Here is a 21,185-nt window from a genome sequence, read left to right on the forward strand (position 1 = left end):
GTGGACTGCTGCATGTCACTGTGTGGCGGGGGATCGGCCGCCAACTACGGCCAATCCGAGGAAGGTGGACTGATTTGCATGGCTCAGTGGACTTCGACGGTCGGTGCGGCTCAGCTCGCCCGGCAGCTCCGGGCGCAGCAGGCCCGTCCCCCGGTACCGGGCGGCCGCAAACCGCCCGCCTACCGGGCGCTCGCCGACGGGGTGCGCCTGCTCGTGCTGGAAGGCCGTGTTCCGGTCGCCGCCCGGCTGCCCGCCGAGCGCGAGCTCGCACTCGCGCTCTCCCACAGCCGGACCACCGTGGCAGCGGCGTACGAGGCGCTGCGCGCCGAGGGGTTCCTGGAGTCGCGCCGTGGGGCCGGAAGCTGGACCGCGGTCCCGGCGGGCAACCCGCTGCCCGCCCGCGGCCTGGAACCGCTGCCCCCGGAATCGCTCGGCTCCATGATCGACCTGGGCTGCGCCTCGCTGCCCGCCCCCGAGCCGTGGCTGACCCGGGCCGTGCAGGGCGCCCTGGAGGAGCTGCCGCCGTACGCGCACACCCACGGGGACTACCCGGCAGGGCTCCCCGCGCTGCGCCAGATGATCGCGGACCGGTACACGGAGCGTGGCATCCCCACGATGCCGGAACAGATCATGGTCACCACCGGGGCCATGGGCGCCATCGACGCCATCTGCCACCTCTTCGCCGGACGCGGCGAGCGCATCGCCGTCGAGTCCCCGAGTTACGCCAACATCCTCCAGCTCATGCGGGAGGCCGGCGCCAGGCTGGTCCCCGTGGCGATGGAGGAGGGGCTGGGTGGCTGGGACATGAATCGCTGGCGGCAGGTGCTGCGGGACGCGGCCCCGCGGCTGGCGTACGTCGTCGCCGACTTCCACAACCCCACCGGGGCCCTTGCGGACGAACAGCAGCGGCGCGCCCTCGTCGAGGCCGCCCGTTCCGCGGGCACGGTCCTGGTGGTCGACGAGACCATGCACGAGCTCCATCTGGACGCGGACGTGGAGATGCCGCGCCGGGTCTGCGCCTTCGATCCCGCCGGCAGCACCGTCCTGACCGTCGGTTCCGCCAGCAAGGCGTTCTGGGCCGGGATGCGGATCGGGTGGGTCAGGGCGGCGCCCGACGTCATCCGCAGCCTGGTCGCGGCACGCGCCTACGCGGACATGGGCACACCCGTCCTGGAGCAGCTCGCCATCAACTGGCTGATGCGCACCGGCGGCTGGGAGCAGGCGGTGGCCGTACGGCGCGGGCAGGCGAGGCAGAACAGGGACGACCTGGTGCGGGCGCTGCGCCGGGAACTGCCGGAGTGGGAGTTCGAGGTGCCCCGCGGCGGCCTCACGCTGTGGGTGCGCACCGGCGGGCTCTCCGGCTCCCGGCTGGCCGTGGCGGGCGAGCGGGTCGGAGTGCGCGTTCCTTCGGGGCCCCGGTTCGGGGTCGACGGTGCCTTCGAGGGCTACGTGCGCCTGCCGTTCACCGTGGGAGGGCCCGTTGCGGACGAGGCGGCCCTGCGGCTCTCCGCCGCCGCCGAACTGGTCCGCTCCGGAGTCGCGGCCGGGGCGGAGACACCCCGGTCGTTCGTGGCCTGAGGCGCCCGCGCTCATCCCTCCGCGACGGCGGGGGTCGCGACGAGCGAATCGGCCTGCACGGGCGAGGGCTCGCCGGCGGGCCCGGAGGGAGCCTTCTCGGTGCCCTTGCCCTTGCCCATGTCCCCCCCGGCGGCCGGCGCTCCGCCCGGCAGCAGCTGGAGCACGGCCTGCCGGTGCGCGTCGCTCGTGGCGTCGTCGTACGGGTCCGGAGTCGCCGGGACCTGAAGGCGCAGCACCGGCCCGGTGCCCAGCCGGGTGTAGCCGCGCCCGGGAGGTACGTCGTCGGTCGGCGTGGTGTGCGGCTGGACGCCCAGTACCGACTCGACCTGTTCGCGGGTAGCGGCGCCGAGGACGGCGCGCGCCCTGGTGTGGGTGCGCACTGCCTCGGTGAGCGTGTCCAGGCTGTCGAGCTGCTCGGCGACCACCACCGTCACACCGGCGGCGCGGCCGTGGCGCAGCGGTACCTGGAGCAGTTCCTGCGGGTCCTGCCTGCCGTCCGCCGCCGCCAGATGTCCCAGCGCGCTCGGCCGGTCCAGCAGGATCCAGAGAGGACGCCTGATGTCCTCGGGCTCGGCGTGTCCCGCCTGGCGGGCCCGGTTCGCGGCGATGAGACGGCGTTCGGTCTCGTGCGCGGCCCATTCGAGCGTCGCGAGAGCCCCGGCGAGACCGCGCTCCACGGCCAGTACGCCGTCGCGTCCGCTCAGGAAGCCGTACTCTCCCGTTCCGCTGCCCTCGACGACGAGGACGTCGCCGTGCTGGAGCGCTTGCAGGGCCAGGGAGCGCAGCAGGGTCGTGGCCCCGCTGCCCGGGTGCCCGGCGACCAGCAGGTGAGGTTCCGTGGAACGGGCGCCGGTCCGCCAGATCGCCGGAGAGGCGTCGCGTGTCGCGTCGCCGTCCTGGACCGGGACGGTGCGCGGCACCGCGTCGGCGTCGGTGAAGCCCAGTACGGCCTCGCCGGGCGCGGTGACGAACCGCTGGGCGGCGATCGTGGTGGGGAGGGCGGGGAGCACGGTCATCAGGAGGTGGTTGCCCTCCTCGTCCCATGCGAAGTGGTACTCGCGCCCCCGCCCGGACTTCGAGTGCAGCACCTGCTCGACCCGGGCGCGGGCCCCGGGGTCGCCGTCCGTGAAGTACGCGGGGTAGTTCACCCGGAGCCGGGTGAGCCGGCCGTCGTCGTCGAAGGCGTACGACGTGTCGAAGGCCTTCTCCCAGTCGCCGCCGTGGGAGAACAGCGGACCGGGGTCGTCGGCCACGGAGAAGTGCGGCACCAGCGCTTCGTACAGGGCTCGCAGGCGAGCCGCCCCGGCTTCGTCGGGGCCGGTCTTCGCAGGGGTGCGGTCGCGCCCCTGCCACGCGGCGGCGCCCATCACCGAGATGAGGGCCAGCAGGGGCCCGTAGGGGATGAGCGCCACCACCAGTACGCAGGCCGCGACGAGGAAGAGCGCTTGCCCGCGCCGTTCCCTGGGCGTTGCGGCCCACTTCTGCCGCCCTGCTCCCGCCAGCAGCCGCAGTCCACGGGTGACCGTGATCAGCGGATGAAGGACGTCGGTGGCGTTGTCGGCGGCCGTGCGCGCGATCTCCCGACTGCGGGTGATCGAAGCGCTGCCGCTGCTCAGAATGCGGGGGAGAGGTCGCCGGGCCACTTCGGTCTCCTGGAGAGGTGGGGACGGTTTCGGAGCGTCAGAACTTGATCCCGCCCAGCATGCTGGCGAGACTCGCGCCGCCGGCGGTGATGCTGGGGGCGATCGCGGTGCCGGCCAGGTAGAAGCCGAACAGCGCGCAGATGAGGCCGTGGGAGGCCTTGAGCCCGTCCTTCTTGAAGAACAGGAAGACGATGATGCCGAGCAGTACCACGCCCGAGATGGAGAGGATCATGAGCGGTTCTCCTGGTTGAGGGGACAGTCACCATGAGTACTTCCAGGATCACAACATGTATCAATACGACAAAAGGTGCAAGTGAGTGAATATCCTCTGTTTCCACCCGAACGGAGGATAAAAGGCGAGTCCCCCTGGATACCCTCCGGCCCACACACCACCCGATCCTTCGCCGCATCGGGGCAGGCTGCCGACCGCCCGGGAGCAGTACCCTGTCGATTCACTCGTACGGTCCCCCCGCCGTACTCCCCACCAGGTCGGCAACGGCAACGGAAGGCGGTCCGTCCGATGAGCGATACCCCCGGTCCCGAGGTGATCGAACTGGCGACCAAGGTCTTCGACCTGGCCCGCCGGGGCGAGAGCGACACGCTCGCGGCCTACGTCGACGCGGGCGTCCCCGCCAACCTCACCAACGACCGGGGCGACACCCTGCTCATGCTCGCGGCCTACCACGGGCACGCCCCCGCCGTCGTGGCACTCGCGGACCGCGGTGCGGACCCGGACCGCGCCAACGACCGGGGGCAGACACCCTTGGCCGGAGCCGTCTTCAAGGGGGAGCGCCCGGTGATCGACGCACTGCTCGCGGCGGGGGCCGATCCCGCCGCCGGAACACCGTCCGCGGTGGACACCGCGCGCATGTTCGGCAAGGACGACCTGCTGGAACTCTTCGGTGCGCGCTGAGGCGCCGTCCGGACCGCCCGCGGGGCGTTGCGCCGTAAATGTGGTCGCGTCGGCGAAATGGCTGGGTCATCATGACGTCGCGGGCCCGCTCCGGGCCACCGACGAGAGGCAGAGGAAGATGAGCACCAGGCAGAAGACGGCGGTCGGCCGATCATGTTGCTGCGCGGCCTAGGAGATGTCTCTCCCCGGCACATGGAACAGCACAGTCCCGATTGCGTCGACAGCTTGATGTGAGGCTTTCCCTATGTTCGATCCGTTCATAGCGCCGAGCGGCACACTGCTCGGCCTGCTGCAGAGGGGCCGCGGCGACGGCACGCTCCACGCGCTCGCCGCACCGCGCCCCGAGGCCCTCGCTGCTCTCAACCACTGCGTCCTGAGCGATCCGCGTCATGACTGGCAGGTGGAGAACCGCAGCCTCTACTACGCCCGCCTCTATCTGGACCTCGACGGCGGCACCGAGGAGATCGAGCGGCACCTGTCGGATCCCGAGGACCATCTCGACACCGACGAATCCCGCACGGGCCTGGCCCTCGCCGTACTCGGGCACCTCGCCTCGTACGGGCGCGACGACGCCCTTGCCCTCCTGCGGCGCTACGCCGCGACCGGCGCCAACTGGGTCTGGGCGCTCGACGAGCTGGCCCTGCGCGACGACGACGCCGGGCTGCGTTCCCTCGCCGAACCGGTACTCGCCCGGTTCCCCGCCACTGCCGAGGGCTCCGCCGAACTGGCCGCCACCGTACGGGACGCCTTCGAACCCCGCCCCTGGCGGCTCTGGGCCGACGACCCCCGCGAAGCGGTCGGCGCCCGCATCCGGGCGGCGACGGAGCAGGGCTCCTTCGACCGGTGGCAACGCCAGATGAACCCCCGGGGCCCGCGTCCCGGCTGGAGCGTCCGGGCGGTACTCGACTGGGCCCAGGAAGGGCTGGAGCGCGGCAGCGTGCTCCACGTCCCCGCCGCCCGCTGCCTCTCCGCCGTAGCGGGTGCCGAGGACCGGCCCGTCATCATCGAGGCCGCGCGCAGCGGCTCCGAGGGCGCCCGGTGCGCGGCCCTGCACTATCTCGCTCAGGTCCAGGACCCGGCCGTGCTCGACCTCGTCGAACAGTCGGTCGTCGGCCCGTCGCCCGTGGTCGCCGACGCGGCCGTGGCCGCCTTCGAACGCATGACCGGTGAGGTGGCCGTCGAACGGGCACGGCGCTGGGCCCACCGGCCCGACGCCCTCGGAGCCTCGGCGGCCGGAGTGCTCGCCTGCCGGGGCGTGGCACGGGACGCCCCGCTCGTCCTCGGCGCCCTGCGCGAGACCGTACGCGGGGACGGACCCGACGCCCAGCGCCTGTGGACCCTCGTCGACGGCACGGGACGCCTGGGCATCGCCTGCGCGGCGCCGGTACTACGCCACGTGTACCGGGAGACGTCCTCGTCGCACCTGCGGGGAAGGGCCGCCCGCGCGCTGGCCGCCACGGACCCGTCCTTCCCCACCGGATTCGCCGTCGAGTGTCTCTGGGACTGTGAGGAGACCACCAGGGAACTCGCCGCGCTGCACGCCGAGACCGGGGACATCCGGGTCGCCGAACGCCTGCGCAGGCTCGCCGCCGACCCTGCCGAGGAGGCCGAGGTCCAGACGGCGGTACGCAGCAGGATCGGACCGGACGCACCCGCCGTCTGAGCCGGTGGCTCCGGGACGCCCGGGGCCGGAGCCGCGTGTCGACCGTCCCCTGCGGACCGCCGGGCACCTCGCTGCCCGCGCCCTCCCTGCGGGGGTTCGTCCCTCACGGGAGAATGGAGGGATGACCGGACGGTGGGAGTTCTGGATCGACCGCGGCGGCACCTTCACCGACGTGGTGGGACGTGACCCCGGCGGACGCCTGGTCTCCCGCAAACTGCTGTCGCAGGACCCGGACCGCTACCGCGACGCGGCCGTCGCCGGTATCCGGCTGCTGCTGGGGCTGCGCCCCGGAGAGCCGGTCCCGGCCGACCGGGTCGCCGGGGTGAAGATGGGCACCACCGTCGCGACGAACGCCCTGCTGGAGCGGCGGGGCGAGCCGACCGTCCTGGTCATCACCGAGGGCTTCCGGGACGCCCTCAGAATCGCGTACCAGAACAGGCCCCGCCTCTTCGACCGCCGCATCCTGCTCCCGGAAGCCGTCTACGACCGGGTCGTGGAGGTCCCGGAGCGCATCGACGCCAGGGGCGCGGTCGTGAGGCCCCTCGACCGGACCGCGGTGGCCGAAGGCCTGCGGGCGGCCGCGGGCGAGGGCATCCGCAGCGCGGCCGTCGTGCTCATGCACGGCTATCGCCACCCGGAGCACGAACGGGCCGTCGCCGAGGAGGCCAGAACCGCCGGCTTCACCCAGATCAGCTGTTCGCACGAGGTCAGCCCGCTGATCAAGCTCGTGCCCCGGGGTGACACCACCGTCGTCGATGCCTACCTCTCACCGATCCTGCGCCGATACGTCGACGAGGTCGCCGGTGAACTCGCGGGAATCAGGCTCATGTTCATGCAGTCCAACGGCGGGCTGCGCGAGGCCGCCCACTTCCGCGGCAAGGACGCGGTGCTCTCCGGACCGGCCGGGGGCGTCGTCGGCATGGCCCGGACGTCGGAGCAGGCGGGGTACGACCGGGTCATCGGCTTCGACATGGGCGGCACCTCCACCGATGTGTCCCACTACGCCGGGGAGTTCGAGCGCGAGCTCGGCACACAGGTCGCCGGGGTGCGGATGAGCGCCCCGATGATGAGCATCCACACCGTCGCCGCGGGCGGCGGGTCCGTGCTGCACTTCGACGGACGGCGCTACCGCGTCGGCCCCGACTCGGCCGGGGCGGACCCGGGACCCGCCTGCTACCGGCGCGGCGGGCCGCTCACCGTCACCGACGCCAATGTGATGCTCGGCCGCATCCGCCCGGAACACTTCCCCGCGGTCTTCGGCCCGGGAGGCGACCAGCCCCTCGACGCGCAACTCGTGGGGAGACGCTTCGACGCACTTGCCGAGGAGGTGTCGTCCGCCACGGGCCGGTCCCGCACCGGGGCCGAAGTTGCCGCGGGCTTCCTGGAGATCGCCGTGCTGAACATGGCCAACGCCGTCAAGAAGATCTCCGTCCAGCGGGGCCACGACGTCACCCGCTACGCGCTCACCGGCTTCGGCGGTGCGGGCGGCCAGCACTCCTGCGCCGTCGCCGACGCCCTCGGCATCGACACCGTCCTCGTCCCGCCGCTCGCCGGGGTCCTCTCGGCGTACGGGATCGGCCTCGCCGACGCCACGGCGATGCGCGAGCAGTCCGTGGAGGCCGAACTGGACGACGGGAGCGCGGCCCGGGTGGGCGACATCTGCGAAGGACTGGCCGCTCGGACGCGCGCAGACCTCCGCGCCGACGGCGTACCCGACGACGCCATCCGCACCCGGGCCAGGATTCTCCTGCGCTACGCCGGGACGGACGCCGCGCTGCCCGTGGGCCACGGCACACCCCGGGCCATGACCGGGGAGTTCACAGAGGCGCACCGGGCCCGCTTCGGGTTCACGATGGACAAACCCCTCGTGGTCGAGACAGTCTCCGTGGAAGCCACCGGAACCGCCGGACCCCACACGCTGCCCGACACCGGCACGAGCGACCGCGGGGGACCGCCCGGGCCGCCCGCCATGGTCCCCGTCTTCACCGGGGGCGGGTGGCGCGAAGCGGGACTGTACCGGCGCGCGGAACTGCGCCCCGACGACACCGTGACCGGTCCGGCCGTCGTCACCGAGGACGACGCCACCACCGTCGTCGACCCCGGCTGGCAGGCCCTGGCCGGACCGGCCGGACACCTGGTGCTGAAGCGGGTGGACCCCCGGCCCGGACGCACCGCCGTCGGCACCCGGGTGGACCCGGTCATGCTCGAAGTGTTCAACAACCTCTTCATGTCGATCGCCGAACAGATGGGCGTGCGGCTCCAGAACACGGCACACTCCGTCAACATCAAGGAGCGGCTCGACTTCTCGTGTGCACTGTTCGACGCGGACGGCGACCTGGTGGCCAATGCGCCGCACATCCCGGTCCACCTGGGATCGATGGGCGAGTCCATCAAGGAGGTACTGAGACGCAACGCGGGCTCCCTGCGCCCCGGTGACGTCTACGCCGTCAACGACCCGTACCACGGCGGTACCCACCTGCCCGACGTGACCGTCGTGACCCCAGTGTTCGACGAGCCGGCCGACGGCCCGGAGCCGCAGTTGCGCTTCCTGGTGGCCTCGCGCGGCCACCACGCCGAGATCGGCGGCATCACCCCCGGCTCCATGCCCCCCTTCAGCCGCACGATCCACGAGGAAGGAGTCCTGTTCGACAACTGGCCGCTCGTGCGCGACGGAGTGCTCCGCGAGGCGGAGACCAGGCACCTGCTCACCGCCGCCCCCCACCCCTCGCGCGACCCGGACACCAATCTCGCCGACCTGCGCGCCCAGATCGCGGCCAACGAGAAGGGCATCGCGGAACTCAGGCGCATGACGTCCCAGTTCGGCCGTGACGTCGTCGAGGCGTACATGGGCCACGTCCAGGACAACGCGGAGGAATCGGTACGCCGGATCGTCGCGGGGCTGGGTGACGGCTCCTGCCGCTACGAGACGGACGAAGGAGCCTTCATCGAGGTGGCCGTGACGGTGGACCGAGAGACACGCGGCGCCGTCCTCGACTTCGCCGGCACCTCGCCCCAGCGGAGCGGCAACTTCAACGCCCCCCGATCCGTGGTCATGGCCGCTGTCCTCTACGTGTTCCGCACGCTCGTGGACGAGGACATCCCGCTCAACAGCGGCTGCCTGAAGCCCCTGGACGTCCGCATCCCGGACGGCTCGATGCTGGCCCCCGTCCATCCGGCGGCGACCGTCGCCGGCAACGTGGAGACCTCGCAGGCCGTCACCGGCGCCCTCTACGCCGCGCTGCACGTCCAGGCGGAGGGCTCCGGGACGATGAACAACCTCACGTTCGGCAACGACCGCGTGCAGTACTACGAGACAATCGCGAGCGGATCCGGAGCCGGTGACGACTTCGACGGCGCGGACGCCGTGCAGACGCACATGACCAACTCGCGCCTCACCGATCCGGAGATCCTCGAGTGGCGCTACCCGGTGCTGCTGGAGAGCTTCCGCGTACGCCAGGGCAGCGGCGGCCGGGGACGCCGGCGCGGCGGCGACGGGGTGGAGCGCAGGATCCGCTTCCTCGAACCCGTCACCGTGGCCCTGCTGTCGGGACACCGCCGGGTACCGCCGTACGGAATGGCCGGCGGCTGCCCCGGCGCGCTCGGGGATCAGCACGTGGAACGTGCCGACGGCACGACCGTCACCCCGCTCGAGGGCTGCGACACCGCCGAGCTGGCCGCCGGGGACGTCCTTGTCGTGCGCACCCCGGGCGGGGGCGGCTACGGGTCGCTCTGACCGGTCGGGGCGCGCACGCACGCCGGTGGCAGATCGGGAGGGGCGTTCACCGGCTCGGGTGACCGGTCGCTTCTGCGCCGTTTCGACCGTTGTCGGTGCGAGGACCTAATCTGTGCAGCGTGACTTCGCCTGCCGACACCTTCAGTGCTGCGCCCCAGCTCAGCGGGGGACCGAGGCCCGCCCCGGGCCCCGCCGCCGACGAGGGGCTCTCGCGTCGGCTGCGCGCGCTCGCCTGCACCGCCCCGCTGCACGACCTCGACGTACGCAAAGCGAATCTGGCCGGCGAGTACACGGTCTACGCGATGGCCGAAGTCGCCCTCGCCGCGATCGACCTGGTCACCCTCAACATGGACTTCGACACCGGGGCCGACCACGACCAGATAGTGGCAAGGCTGCTCCCCAGGGTCGCGGCCCAGGCCCCGCGCCGGCCGGTCACCGAGCACGAGCGGGTCGCCCGCTGGGTGCTGGAGAACCTGATCAACGTCGGGAGCGTGGACCGCGGCTTCCGGGCCGTCTACGGCACCTTCGGGCCGGACGGCGTCTACGTCCGCAGGGACTACGACTTCAAGCTCGTCGAGGAAGTGCCCGGCCACGGCGGGACCGTCTACCTCCGCGCCACCGACGAGGCGGTGAACGTCCTGGTCGGCGCCCTGGACACGGACGTCACCAGCGCCCAGATCGCCGCCGAGGTGAAGCTGGATGTCCTCATCAGCCGGGGCCGCCTCGCCGACGCCCAGCTCGCGGCCGAGCAGGCCCGCTACCGCACCGTGCAGTACGCCGAGACGCTCCGCAGGACGCTGGACGCGACCCGTCGAAACGTCCGTGCGGTGGACTGGCTCAACGCCGTCCCGGACATGATCGCCGAGGCGCTGGACCACGTCGCCGACCGCTACCGCCACGAGAACGCGATCCTCACCAACATCCGCAAGGCCAGGGACGAGGCAGAGGAGCCCGAGAACAAGCGCCGCGCAGCGGAGCTCGTCGACATCGTGAAGGACTGCATCCGCCGGCACACCCAGCTGCAGTCCAGGCTGCTGGACGCCGGTCCGCTGTTCCGCGCCGAGCAGGACCGGCAGGCGTTCGCCACCCCCACCGCGCAGGCCGGCCTCGACCTGTACGGCCAGCTCGTCGTCCCCCTCCTCCCGCTCCCGGTCGAGGAGGCCACCCGGGCCACGGACGCGTTCTTCGCGCACGGCACCGGACTGCGCACCCCCACCTCGGTCCGTGTCGGCGACCTCGTCGACCTGCTCCTGGCGCCCCCGGTGGAACGGGAGCACCTGGGGGCCGAGATGCCCGAGCCCGATCTCATCGCCACCCCGGACGACAGCCGGTTCAGCGAGGAGCAGCTCGCGAGTGCCATGGAACTGCTCGATCTGGAGCACGACGCCCCCCGCCGGCTCTCAGGGCTCCTCGCCGAAGCCCGGCTGCGCGACCCCGAACTGCCGTATCTGGTGGCCCTGCTCGCCGTTCACGCGGCCAGTCCGCCGGTCGGCACGGCGTATCGCCAGGGCGAGCGCCGGCTGTTGTTCGCCGTCGACGACGGCACGCTCCTGGAGGACCACGAATTCGGCGGGGCCGACCTGATAGTGGGCATGGCCCTGCTGGACGCGGCGGGCATGGCCGCGGACCGCAAGGACGCCTCGTGAGCGCCCACGGACCGAGCACCCGACCGAAGCCGCCCGAGCGCGGCACCCGCACCGAGGAGTCACCGAGTTGAGCGAGCAGCACGCCGAGCACACCGAAGCGTGGGGCGATCAGCCGTCCACGTACGCGGCCGAGGCCGCACGGCCGGCCGCTCCCGCAGCCGTGACACCCGCCGACGCGGCCGACGCCGCCCGGCTGGTCTCGTTCGGGCTGCAGCCCAAGCTGATGCCCGCCCGCGACGCCGAGTACACCGAGCTGCTCCGCCGCTACCGCGAGGAGCCGGCCTTCGCCCGGCTGGCCGACGCCGTCGCGACCGGGCTCGGACTCATCGTGCTGGAGGTCTCCACCCGCGCAGGCATGGCCGTGACCGCGGGTGAGGACTCCGTCTTCGCCGTACGCATGGGTGACTACGCCCGGCGCGCGTCCTCCGACTCCGCCGACCGCTTCCTGCACGGACTGGCCCACCTCGCCGTCGCAGCCATGGCCTTCCCCCGGCCCGAGGACCTGGCCGACGACTCCTACATCGGCCGCATCACCGTCAACGGCGTCGACGCCTTCGTCCGCCAGGCGTGCCGGCGACTGGAGGAACGCGCCGAGGAGCAGGGCGACAACACGGACCCCGCCACCGACGCCCCCGGCCTGGAGTCGGGATGGAGGGTCTACGCCCGCCGAAGCTCCACCGGGGCGACCAAGGACGCCCGCAGGCTCGCCGGATCCACCACCGGCATCATCGGCAAGGCCGTCGCCTTCCTCACCGACTCGGGCTTCCTCCAGCGCACCGGGGACGACGCGGGCGGCGCGTACCGCACCACCGCCCGCTACCAGCTCCAGGTGCGCGACATGGCCGGCAGCGCCGCGATGGCCGAACTGCTGGAGCTCGGAGTCGTCCCCGTGACGGACGGCTCGGCCACCCTGCTGCCCCCGCCCGACGCCGAGGGCCTGGAGCTGGCCGCCGACGCGGGTCTTCCCTTCCACTCCTGACCCCGCCCCGCGCCCGCTGCCCCCGCAGCTGACCGCCCGCCGCCTGAACGACGAGAGTCCGCCGCCATGTACGAGTTGTCCCGGGTCCGCCTCTACTCCATCGGACCCGCCGGTGCCCGTTACGCCGACACCGTGCTCGACCTGCGCGGAGTCGGCAGGCCCGTACCCAGCCCTGCTCCGGCGCAGGCGGAGTTCTTCGAGGACGAGCCGGTCGGCCCGCCGCGCCGCCCGGCGCCGGCCGGTGTGCTGTTCCTGGAGAACGGCGGCGGCAAGTCCGTCCTGCTCAAACTGATCTTCTCCGTGATGCTGCCGGGGCACCGCAACACCCTGGGAGGCGCCAGTTCCGGCGTCCTGCGCAAGTTCCTGCTCGCCGACGACTGCGGTCACGTCGCCCTGGAATGGCAGCACACGCTCACCGGTGAGTGCGTCGTCGTCGGCAAGGTCAGCGAATGGCGCGGGCGCCAGGTCTCCAACGACCCCCGCAAGTTCGCCGAGGCCTGGTACTCCTTCCGTCCCGGGCCGGGTCTCAGTCTCGACAGCCTCCCCGTCGCCGAGGCCACGGCGGTGGGGCGGCCCGCCGAGGGCGTCTCGGGCGCCCGGGGCCGGCGCCGCACCATGAAGGGCTTCCGCGACGCACTGACGGACGCGGGCAAGTTCTACCCGCACCTCGACGTGCACTGGGAGGAGATCCACGACCGCTGGAACGAGCACCTCGGCGACCTGGGGCTCGACCCCGAACTCTTTCGCTACCAGCGGGAGATGAACGCCGACGAGGGCGAGGCGGCCGGGCTCTTCGCCGTCAAGAAGGACTCCGACTTCACCGACCTCCTGCTCCGGGCGGTCACCGACACCCGTGACACGGACGGTCTCGCCGACCTGGTCAGCGGCTTCGGCAACAAGCTCGGCCGCCGGGCCGAACTTACCGCCGAATGCGACTTCACCGCCGGCTCGGTCGACCTGCTGGGCCGCATCGTCGAGGCCACCGCGACCCGGGCCCGCAGCCGCGACGTTCACGCCGGAGCCGAGCGTCGCACCCGGACCCTGGTCCGCAGGCTCTCCGGCCGCGCGGCCGAGGAGCGCCGCCGCACGGCAGAGCTGTCTCAGCAGGTCACCGCCGCCGCCCACACCGTCACCGAGGCCGAGTCGGCCCGCGGCGACCGTGACCTGATCGCGGCCGAACTCGCCTACCGGCACGCTTCCCTGGCCCTGACCGCCGCGGAGCGGTCGGCGGCGGCCCAGCGCCGCGAACTGGGCGACGCGCGCACCCTGCACGCCGCCTGGCAGGCCGCCGAAGCGGTCCTGCGCCACCGCGCCGCCGCCGACCGCTCCGCCCGTGTGGCCGTCGCCATCCGCGAGGCCGAGCGCGACGCGGCCCCCGCACTGGCCGCACGCGCCACCGCCGCCGCCGACCTCGTACGGGCCCTCCACACCGCGGCCGAGGCGGGCGAGGGCGTGGCGAACGAGGAGGAGGAGCGCTCCGCGGTCCTCCAGGCCACCGGCGAGACGGCACACCGGGACGCCACCACCGCCGCCACCGAGGCCCAGCGGGCCCGCAGCGAGGCCGGACACCTGCGCCAGCGGCTCGCCGAGGTCGAGCAGGAGACCGCCGAGGCCGTACGGGCCGGCTGGCTCGACGACACCGCGCCGGACGCCGACCCGGCCCGTGCCGCCCTTGCCGCGAACGACGCCGAGAAGGCCGCAGTCGCCGCGTGGGACAGCGCACGGGAGGCCGCCCGCGCCACCGGTGACCACGCACGCGAGGCGGCGGCAGCGGAGAGCCGCGCCGAACTCGCCGCGGCCCGAGCCGCCGACGGCGCACAGGCCGCCGAGCAGTCCTACGAGGCAGAACGCAGGGCAGCCGAGTCGATCGCGGGCGACCCCCGCCTCGGTGACCTGCTGGGACTGCCGGCCGTCACCGGCACCGGTGTCCCGCGCACCCTCACTGCCGCCGGTGCACAGGAGAGCGGTCACGGCGCGCACGAGTCCACCGGTGGTGACGTGCGGCACCTGACGGCCGAGGAGTTCGACAACAGCGCCGACGAACTGCGGGACCTCCTCGACCAAGGCGTCTTCGCGGCCGAGCGCAGGCTCTTCGACCTCCGCACCGCCGCGGCCGACGACTCACGCATCCTCGGCGCCCTCGGCGACGGCGGGCTGCTGCCCCCAGGACCCGACGTGCTCGCAACCGTCGAATACCTTGGTGAGCACGGCATCCCGGCGCTGCCGGGCTGGCGCTACCTCGCGCAGGCGGTCGACCCCGCCGACCACGCCTCGGTGCTGGCCGCGCGCCCCGAACTGGTCGACGGTGTCGTCATCACGGCCCCGGACGCCCACACCCGCGCCCGGGAAGTGCTCGCCGCCGCCGCCCTGCTGCCCCGGTCGGCCGTGGCCGTCGGTACGACCGCGGCCCTCCTGGCTCCCGTCCCGGCGCCCGGCGGTTCCGCGGCCGACGACGTGTTCCTGGTGCCGCCGAACCCGGCGATGCACGACGAACACGCCGCCGACGAGGAGCGCCAGGCACTCAGGGCCCGCGCCGCCGCACGGGACGAGGACATCAGGACGCTCGCGGCGCGGCTCACCGCCGATCGCGCCCTCGCTGCCCGCATCGGCTCCTGGCGGGCCGACTGCCCGCCCGGCATGCTCGGTGAGCTCAGCGAGGCCGCACACACCGCCCGGTCCACCGCACAGACGGCCGAAGCCACGCTCGCCGAGGCCCGCACCGTCCGGGCCGAGGCCGACGAGGCCGCCGCCGACGCCGCACGCGTCCGCGACGAGCGGCAGGAAGCCGCCCAGCGGGCCCGCCGCGCCGCAGACGCGCTCGCCGGTCTCGCCCACCGCCTCCGCGACCGGGCAGGCTGGCAGGCCCGGCTGCGTGAACTGACCGACGAGGCAGCCGAGTCCGAGGCGCGCGCCACCACCCTCCTGGAGCGGGCCCGCGCCGCAGACGAGGACCGCAGGGCGGCCCAGCGCGCCGCGGACGACGCCCACCGCACCGCGCGCGCCCTGCGCGCCGAGCGTGCCGAGATCGCGGGCGTCCCGGAAACCCTCCCCGAGCCGGCGGCCCCGGCCGCCCGCACTTCCCTTCCCGCGCTGCGCGAGGCCTACCGCGCCGCCTCGCAGCTCTACGAGAAGGTGGGTGTCGGCGCCGACCTGCGTGCCGAACAGGCACGGGCCGAAAGCGACGAGAGCGCCGCCCTGGCCGAACTCGACCGCCTCACCAACAAGGTGCGCACCCGCGCCGCCCAGCTCCTCGAAGGCACCGACGGGGCCGACGGGCCCTCGCGGCAGGCGGCCGCAGCCCGCGCCGAATCCCACGTACAGCTCCTGGAGACCCGGGCGTCCACGGCCAGCGAGCAGCTCGGCCGGCTGCGCGGTGAGGCCGAGCGCCTCGCCCCCGCCGACGAGACGTCCCGCCACACCGAGCTCCCCGACGGCATGGTCCCCGCCGACGCGGAACAGGCCCAGACCCTGCTGCGCACGGCCACTGCCGAACTGGCCTCCGCCACCGAGGCGCTGGACACCGCGCGAGGCGTCCACGCCGGACTGCTGAGCGCGCACCGCACCGCCGAGGACTCGGCCGGCGGCTTCGACGAGACGGCCGCGCTCCTGCGCGACCTGCTCAGGGACCATGGCGCGGACGACGAGACCGGATCGCCCGACCCGTACGCCGGGACGCTGGAGGAGGCCAGGCAGTCCGCCGCGGAGGCCCGCCGTTCCCTGCGCGGCTGCACAACCGACCTCTCCGCCGCTGAGACAGCCGTACGGGAGGCGAGCGACATCCTCGTGCGGCACGCCAACTCCACACGCTACGAGCAGGTCCGCACGCCGGCACGGCAGCAGATCCGGGAACTCCCGGCGGCCGCGCTGCCCGACCACGCCGAGAGGTGGGCGGCGGCCTTCGCACCCCGGCTGCGCGTCCTCACCGACGAGCTGGCCCAGCTGGAGCGCAACCGGGACTCCATCGTCGACCGGCTCCGGGGCCTCGTCGACTCCGCCCTCACGACACTCCGCTCCGCCCAGCGACTGTCCCAGCTCCCCGAAGGGCTGGGGGAGTGGTCCGGGCAGGAATTCCTGCGGATCCGCTTCGAGGAACCCGACCAGGCCACGCTGACCGAGAGGCTCGGCGAGGTCATCGACGAGGCCACACACGCGGCTCTCAAGAAGAACTCCGACCTGCGCAGGGACGGCATGTCCCTCCTGCTGCGCGGTGTGCAGGCGGCGCTGCAGCCCAAGGGCATCGCCGTGGAGATCCTCAAGCCGGACGCGGTGCTGCGCGCCGAGCGAGTTCCGGTCGGGCAGATGGGCGACGTCTTCTCCGGCGGACAGCTCCTCACCGCCGCGATCGCGCTGTACTGCACGATGGCGGCCCTGCGCAGCAACGACAGGGGCCGCGACCGGCACCGCCACGCGGGCACGCTGTTCCTCGACAACCCCATCGGGCGCGCGAACGCGACGTACCTGCTGGAGCTGCAGCGCGCGGTCTCGGACGCGCTGGGGGTCCAGCTGCTTTACACGACGGGGCTGTTCGACACCACGGCGCTCGCAGAGTTCCCGCTCGTCATCCGGCTCCGCAACGACGCGGACCTGCGGGCGGGGCTGAAGTACATCAGCGTGGAGGAACACCTGAGGCCCGGACTTCCTCAGCAGGACCCCCAGGGCGAGACCGTCCACGGTGAGATCACGGCCACCCGCATGTTCAAGCGGAGCGGGAGCGGCCAGGCGGCCGCCGGATCGGCCGTTCCGGAGATGCGCTCCGAGATGACCGGCGCACCGGCGCGTCCCACCGAGGCGGCCGAGAAGCCGTAGCGGTGACCGGGGCGCCGGTCAGGCCCGGGAGAGCCGGCCTTCGCCCCGGCGCCGTATCCGGTCTTCCCCGCGCATCCGCGACCTGGCCGAGCGCCTGGCCGCCCGGCGCTCCCGGCGCATACGGCGGGCCGTGCTGGCGGGCACGGAGACCACTCCGTGGCGCTGGTTCCACACCTGCCGGGTCACCCAGACGTCCAGCACCGACCACGTCGCGACCACCGTGCCCGCCACACCGGTCAGCACCATCGGGAAGGCGAGCCAGGATCCCGCCAGGGTGCACAGGAAGGCCACCATGGCCTGAATGACCGTCAACGACATGATCAGGACCGCGCGCACGGCCGCCGTACGCACCGGATCCGGCATCCTCCGCCGTATCGCGGGTTCCTCGATCCACAGCTGCCGCGGGACCGTGCCGCCCGCCTCCCCGGACGCCGTCCCGGGCTGTTCCGGCCGCGCTGCCCCCCGGCGCTCTTCCGTATCCAAGGACCTTCAACTCCCCACCACAGTCCGACTCAGGGGTGGCTGCCCGGTCGGCGCCCGTTCTACTCGGACGCAGCCTCTTGCCTGTCGCACGTACCCCCGTGAGGTCCTTCTGCCCCGTACATCTGGACGAACGCCGGGACATGAAGATTCCCGCCGTGCGCCCCATCCGGCCCCGAAAGGTCACGTAAGGGAGAATTCCAGCCAACTGCCCTGTGCGGATGCACCGTCTCCGGCCAGGGCTTCTCTGTCGCTTTCGTGAAGTTCTTCACCCGGAATACCGGGACAACCGGTGAGTAAATCAGGCCTGAGCGGCGGGAAGTCGCCCGGACACGTCTTCGAGTTACCCGTAGGTCAGTAGTAGGCTCGCGCCGTTTGTTGACGGAACACCGGCACACGCTCGGCGGACTGCGACAGGCAACACAGGACAACCGGCGAGCCAGGGAACACCGCACCAACCGGAACACTGACACAACCACCCGCGTCACGCGGGGCCGAGCTGGGGGAGGCCATGCGCTTTCGCGGGAAGTCCATCCGCAGGAAGATCGTGGCGTTGCTCCTGGTGCCGCTCGCCTCCCTTACGGGCCTGTGGGTCTTCGCCACCTACGTCACCGGCCGTGAGGCCGACGAGCTGATGGGCGCGAGCGCCATCGTTGAGAAGGTCGGGCACCCTCTCGAGGACACCATCCGCGCCCTCCAGGACGAACGCCGGCAGACCCTCGTCTACCTCGCCGACCCGCGGGCCTCCGACGCCCTCCCCCTGCTGCGCCGTCAGCGCGCGGCGACGGACCGGATCGTGGCCGATGTCCGGCTGAGCGCGCAGAGCGGTGACGTCCGCGACGAACTGAGCCCCGAATCCGAGGCACGGCTGGAGTCGATCCTCGGTGAGGTCGACGGGCTGGACGCGCTGCGCGGATCGGTGGAGAAGCGCACCATCGACCGCACCAGGGCGCTCGACTTCTACAACGGCCTCGTCGACCCCTGCTACCGCTTCCTGAACGGTCTCCACCAGATGGAGAACGTCTCGATGGACAAGCAGGTCCGCGCCCTGGTCGGCGTGTCCCGTGCCCGCGAGATGCTTTCCCGCGAGGACGCCCTGGTCGCGTCGGGCCTCGTCGCCGGGCGGCTCGGCGCCCCCGAACTGCGTGTAGTCTCCGACCTCGCTGCCAGCCGTACCCTCCTCTACGACGTCAACCTCGAACTCCTGCCGGAGAGCGAGCGCGCGCGTATGGAGCAGTACTGGAGCAGCCCCGACTCCGAGCCCCTGCGCAGCGCGGAGCAGAAGCTCATTGCCGCGGGCCCCTTCACCAAGCCGGGTGCCGTCGACGCCGAACGCTGGCAGGAGGCCGCTTCGCCGGCCCTGGAGCAGTTGGCCAACGACGGTACGGAGATGTCCGACCGCTTCCAGGACCGCGCCGGGCCCGCCGGCTACCGCGTCCTGATCAGGGCCGGCGTCGCCGGTGTCCTCGGGTTCGTCGCCCTGCTCGTCTCCGTCTTCGTCTCCGTGCGGGTGGGACGCGATCTGGTGCGCGACCTCTCCCGGCTCCGCAAGGACGCCCACGAGGTGTCCGGAGTGCGACTGCCCAGCGTGATGCGGCGGCTGGCCGCCGGCGAACACGTCGACGTCGAGACGGAGGCCCCGCACCTCAGTTACGAGCGTGACGAGATAGGCCAGGTCGGGCAGGCGCTCAACACCCTCCAGCGGGCCGCCGTCGAGGCCGCGGTCAAGCAGGCGGACATGCGACGCGGTGTCTCCGAGGTCTTCGTCAACCTCGCCCGCCGCAACCAGGTGCTCCTGCACCGTCAGCTGACGCTCCTGGACACCATGGAGCGGCGTACGGAGAACGGCGACGAACTCGCCGACCTCTTCCGCCTCGACCACCTCACCACCCGCATGCGCCGCCACGCGGAAGGCCTCGTGATCCTCTCCGGGGTGGCACCGTCCCGGCAGTGGCGCAAGCCCATCCAGCTGATGGACGTGGTGCGGGCCGCGGTCGCGGAGGTGGAGGACTACGAACGGATCGAGGTCAGGCGCCTTCCCCGCATCGGCGTGGGCGGTCCCGCCGTCGCCGACCTGACCCACCTCGTCGCGGAACTGCTGGAGAACGCCACGGTGTTCTCGCCCCCGCACACCGCTGTGCAGGTGCACGGCGAACGGGTCGCCAACGGCTTCACGCTGGAGATCCACGACCGGGGGCTCGGGATGGCACCTGAAGTCCTCCTGGACGCCAACCTGCGGCTCGCCGAGACGCCCGAATTCGAACTGTCCGACACCGACAGGCTCGGCCTCTTCGTGGTCAGTCGCCTCGCGCAGCGCCAGAACGTCAGGGTGTCGCTCCAGACATCGCCGTACGGGGGCACCACCGCCGTGGTCTTCATCCCGTCCCAGTTGCTGACCGACGCCCCGGACACCCGTGGCGCGGGTTTTCGCCTCGACCGCCGGGCGGAGAAGGCGATCGGCGGTGGCCGGGCCGGTTCCCGCGTGCCCGGCAGCGACAAAGCCCGCAGGGACGGGATCGCCGACGAGAACATCCCGGGCAGGCCGGCCGGACTGGCCCCGGTGCCCGCGGGGCTCACGGACCCCGCGGTCCTCGACGGCCCCATCGAGCTCGACGGCCCGGTGGGCGCGCTCGAACTCACCGACGACCCGGCGCTCGACCGGGCGCTCGATCCGGCACTCGGCCCCGTCCTGGACGGTGTGTCCGATCTGGAGGACACCGAGAGCGAGCGGGGCGGCATCTTCCGGGCCCGTGATCTGCGCCGGGCCGCCGAGGGCGAGCAGCACCAGATGGCGTCCGACCCCGCCGGGCAACGCTCCGCCGACGTCCGGCCGATGCGGCCATCGGGCCCTGTCCCGCTTCCCCGCCGCAAGCCCCCGACGCTCGTCACGGACCAGGGCCGCAGAGTCGGCGACGGCGGCTGTTCCCACCCCGTGGCCCCCGACGCGTTCACCACCGTCCCGGGTGCCCGGGGGAGCGGCCCCGCGGACGCGGGCGTTCAGGGGCGGCCCGGGACGACCGCATCGAGGCCGGCCGCCCCGGACACCGTGGGCGGGCTCCCACGGAGGATCCGGCAGGCCAGCCTCGCCCCACAGCTCCGGGAGGACTCCGCGGCGCGGGCTCCCGGCATCGTTTCCGCCGAAACCGACGACGACCTCGAACGTGACGCGGACGAAGTACGCAATCGCATGGCTTCGCTCCAACGCGGCTGGCAGCGCGGGCGTCGGCAGAACGCCGAGGACGTGACCGGCCACGGTGAGACAGCACCAGGAACCACTCCGGGAGGGGACGGTCGATGACCGCACCGAACGCCGCAGCACACAACGCCGCACGCCAGGGATCCGGCGAGCTCAACTGGCTCCTCGACGAGCTCGTCGAGCGCGTCGCGAGCATCCGCAAGGCGCTGGTCCTCTCCAGCGACGGTCTCGCCACCGGCACGTCACAGGACCTCACCCGAGAGGACAGCGAGCATCTGGCGGCCGTCGCCTCCGGGTTCCACAGCCTCGCCAAGGGCGTCGGCCGCCACTTCGAGGCGGGCCGGGTACGGCAGACCGTCGTCGAGCTCGACGAGGCCTTCCTGTTCGTCACGGCCGCCGGCGACGGCAGCTGTCTCGCCGTCCTGGCCGACGCGGACTCGGACGTCGGCCAGGTCGCGTACGAGATGACCCTCATGGTCAAGCGCGTCGGCGCCCACCTGGCCAATGCCCCCCGGACCACCGGTATGCCCGCCGGAGGGTGAGGGCAG

12 protein-coding genes are annotated in these 21,185 nt (G+C 72.9%); 9 read left to right on the top strand and 3 right to left on the bottom strand.

Going from position 1 to position 21,185, the window contains the following annotated elements:
- The first annotated feature begins 78 nt into the window (after positions 1-78).
- On the top strand, positions 79-1,578 hold the full coding sequence (locus tag ACFU5K_RS17270; RefSeq protein WP_384062047.1) for a PLP-dependent aminotransferase family protein: 1,500 nt from the start codon (positions 79-81) through the stop codon (positions 1,576-1,578).
- An 11-nt stretch (positions 1,579-1,589) separates the two neighbouring features.
- Here the strand turns inward: ACFU5K_RS17270 and ACFU5K_RS17275 are convergent, their stop codons facing one another.
- Positions 1,590-3,221 (bottom strand): hypothetical protein, encoded by a 1,632-nt coding sequence (locus ACFU5K_RS17275; protein ID WP_384062049.1) that lies wholly within the window; start codon positions 3,219-3,221, stop codon positions 1,590-1,592.
- A 37-nt stretch (positions 3,222-3,258) separates the two neighbouring features.
- Positions 3,259-3,453, bottom strand: a complete 195-nt coding sequence (locus ACFU5K_RS17280) for a hypothetical protein (RefSeq protein ID WP_277335051.1) — start codon at positions 3,451-3,453, stop codon at positions 3,259-3,261.
- A 288-nt stretch (positions 3,454-3,741) separates the two neighbouring features.
- Between ACFU5K_RS17280 and ACFU5K_RS17285 the strand changes: the two genes are divergently transcribed.
- From ACFU5K_RS17285 to ACFU5K_RS17310, 6 genes are all read left to right on the top strand, one after another.
- Entirely contained in the window at positions 3,742-4,134 is a 393-nt protein-coding gene (locus ACFU5K_RS17285; protein ID WP_384062052.1) for an ankyrin repeat domain-containing protein, read from the top strand.
- 244 nt (positions 4,135-4,378) lie between these two features.
- On the top strand, positions 4,379-5,797 hold the full coding sequence (locus tag ACFU5K_RS17290) for a HEAT repeat domain-containing protein (RefSeq protein WP_384062055.1): 1,419 nt from the start codon (positions 4,379-4,381) through the stop codon (positions 5,795-5,797).
- 121 nt (positions 5,798-5,918) lie between these two features.
- The gene (locus ACFU5K_RS17295) at positions 5,919-9,530 is read left to right on the top strand and encodes a hydantoinase B/oxoprolinase family protein (RefSeq protein WP_384062058.1); all 3,612 of its coding nucleotides are present in this window, start codon (positions 5,919-5,921) and stop codon (positions 9,528-9,530) included.
- Positions 9,531-9,649: 119 nt separating this feature from the next.
- Positions 9,650-11,176: a hypothetical protein gene (locus tag ACFU5K_RS17300; protein WP_384062061.1), complete on the top strand. Its 1,527-nt coding sequence runs from the start codon at positions 9,650-9,652 to the stop codon at positions 11,174-11,176.
- Between the two features lie 67 nt (positions 11,177-11,243).
- Positions 11,244-12,155 carry a hypothetical protein gene (locus ACFU5K_RS17305; protein WP_384062063.1) on the top strand — a complete coding sequence of 304 codons (912 nt, stop codon included), beginning with the start codon at positions 11,244-11,246 and terminating at the stop codon, positions 12,153-12,155.
- 66 nt (positions 12,156-12,221) lie between these two features.
- Positions 12,222-16,961: a hypothetical protein gene (locus ACFU5K_RS17310; protein ID WP_384062066.1), complete on the top strand. Its 4,740-nt coding sequence runs from the start codon at positions 12,222-12,224 to the stop codon at positions 16,959-16,961.
- Between the two features lie 18 nt (positions 16,962-16,979).
- Here ACFU5K_RS17310 and ACFU5K_RS17315 read toward each other — a convergent pair whose 3' ends face one another.
- Positions 16,980-17,444, bottom strand: coding sequence for a hypothetical protein (locus ACFU5K_RS17315; RefSeq protein ID WP_384062069.1), 465 nt, complete (start codon positions 17,442-17,444; stop codon positions 16,980-16,982).
- A 508-nt stretch (positions 17,445-17,952) separates the two neighbouring features.
- Here ACFU5K_RS17315 and ACFU5K_RS17320 point away from each other — a divergent pair.
- Positions 17,953-20,739, top strand: a complete 2,787-nt coding sequence (locus tag ACFU5K_RS17320; RefSeq protein ID WP_384062072.1) for a nitrate- and nitrite sensing domain-containing protein — start codon at positions 17,953-17,955, stop codon at positions 20,737-20,739.
- Positions 20,736-21,179: a roadblock/LC7 domain-containing protein gene (locus tag ACFU5K_RS17325; protein WP_384062074.1), complete on the top strand. Its 444-nt coding sequence runs from the start codon at positions 20,736-20,738 to the stop codon at positions 21,177-21,179. Before ACFU5K_RS17320 ends, ACFU5K_RS17325 begins: the two co-directional genes overlap by 4 nt.
- Positions 21,180-21,185: the final 6 nt, after the last annotated feature.

This window comes from Streptomyces sp. NPDC057428, assembly GCF_042803195.1.
In the GTDB taxonomy this organism is placed as follows: Bacteria; Actinomycetota; Actinomycetes; order Streptomycetales; family Streptomycetaceae; genus Streptomyces.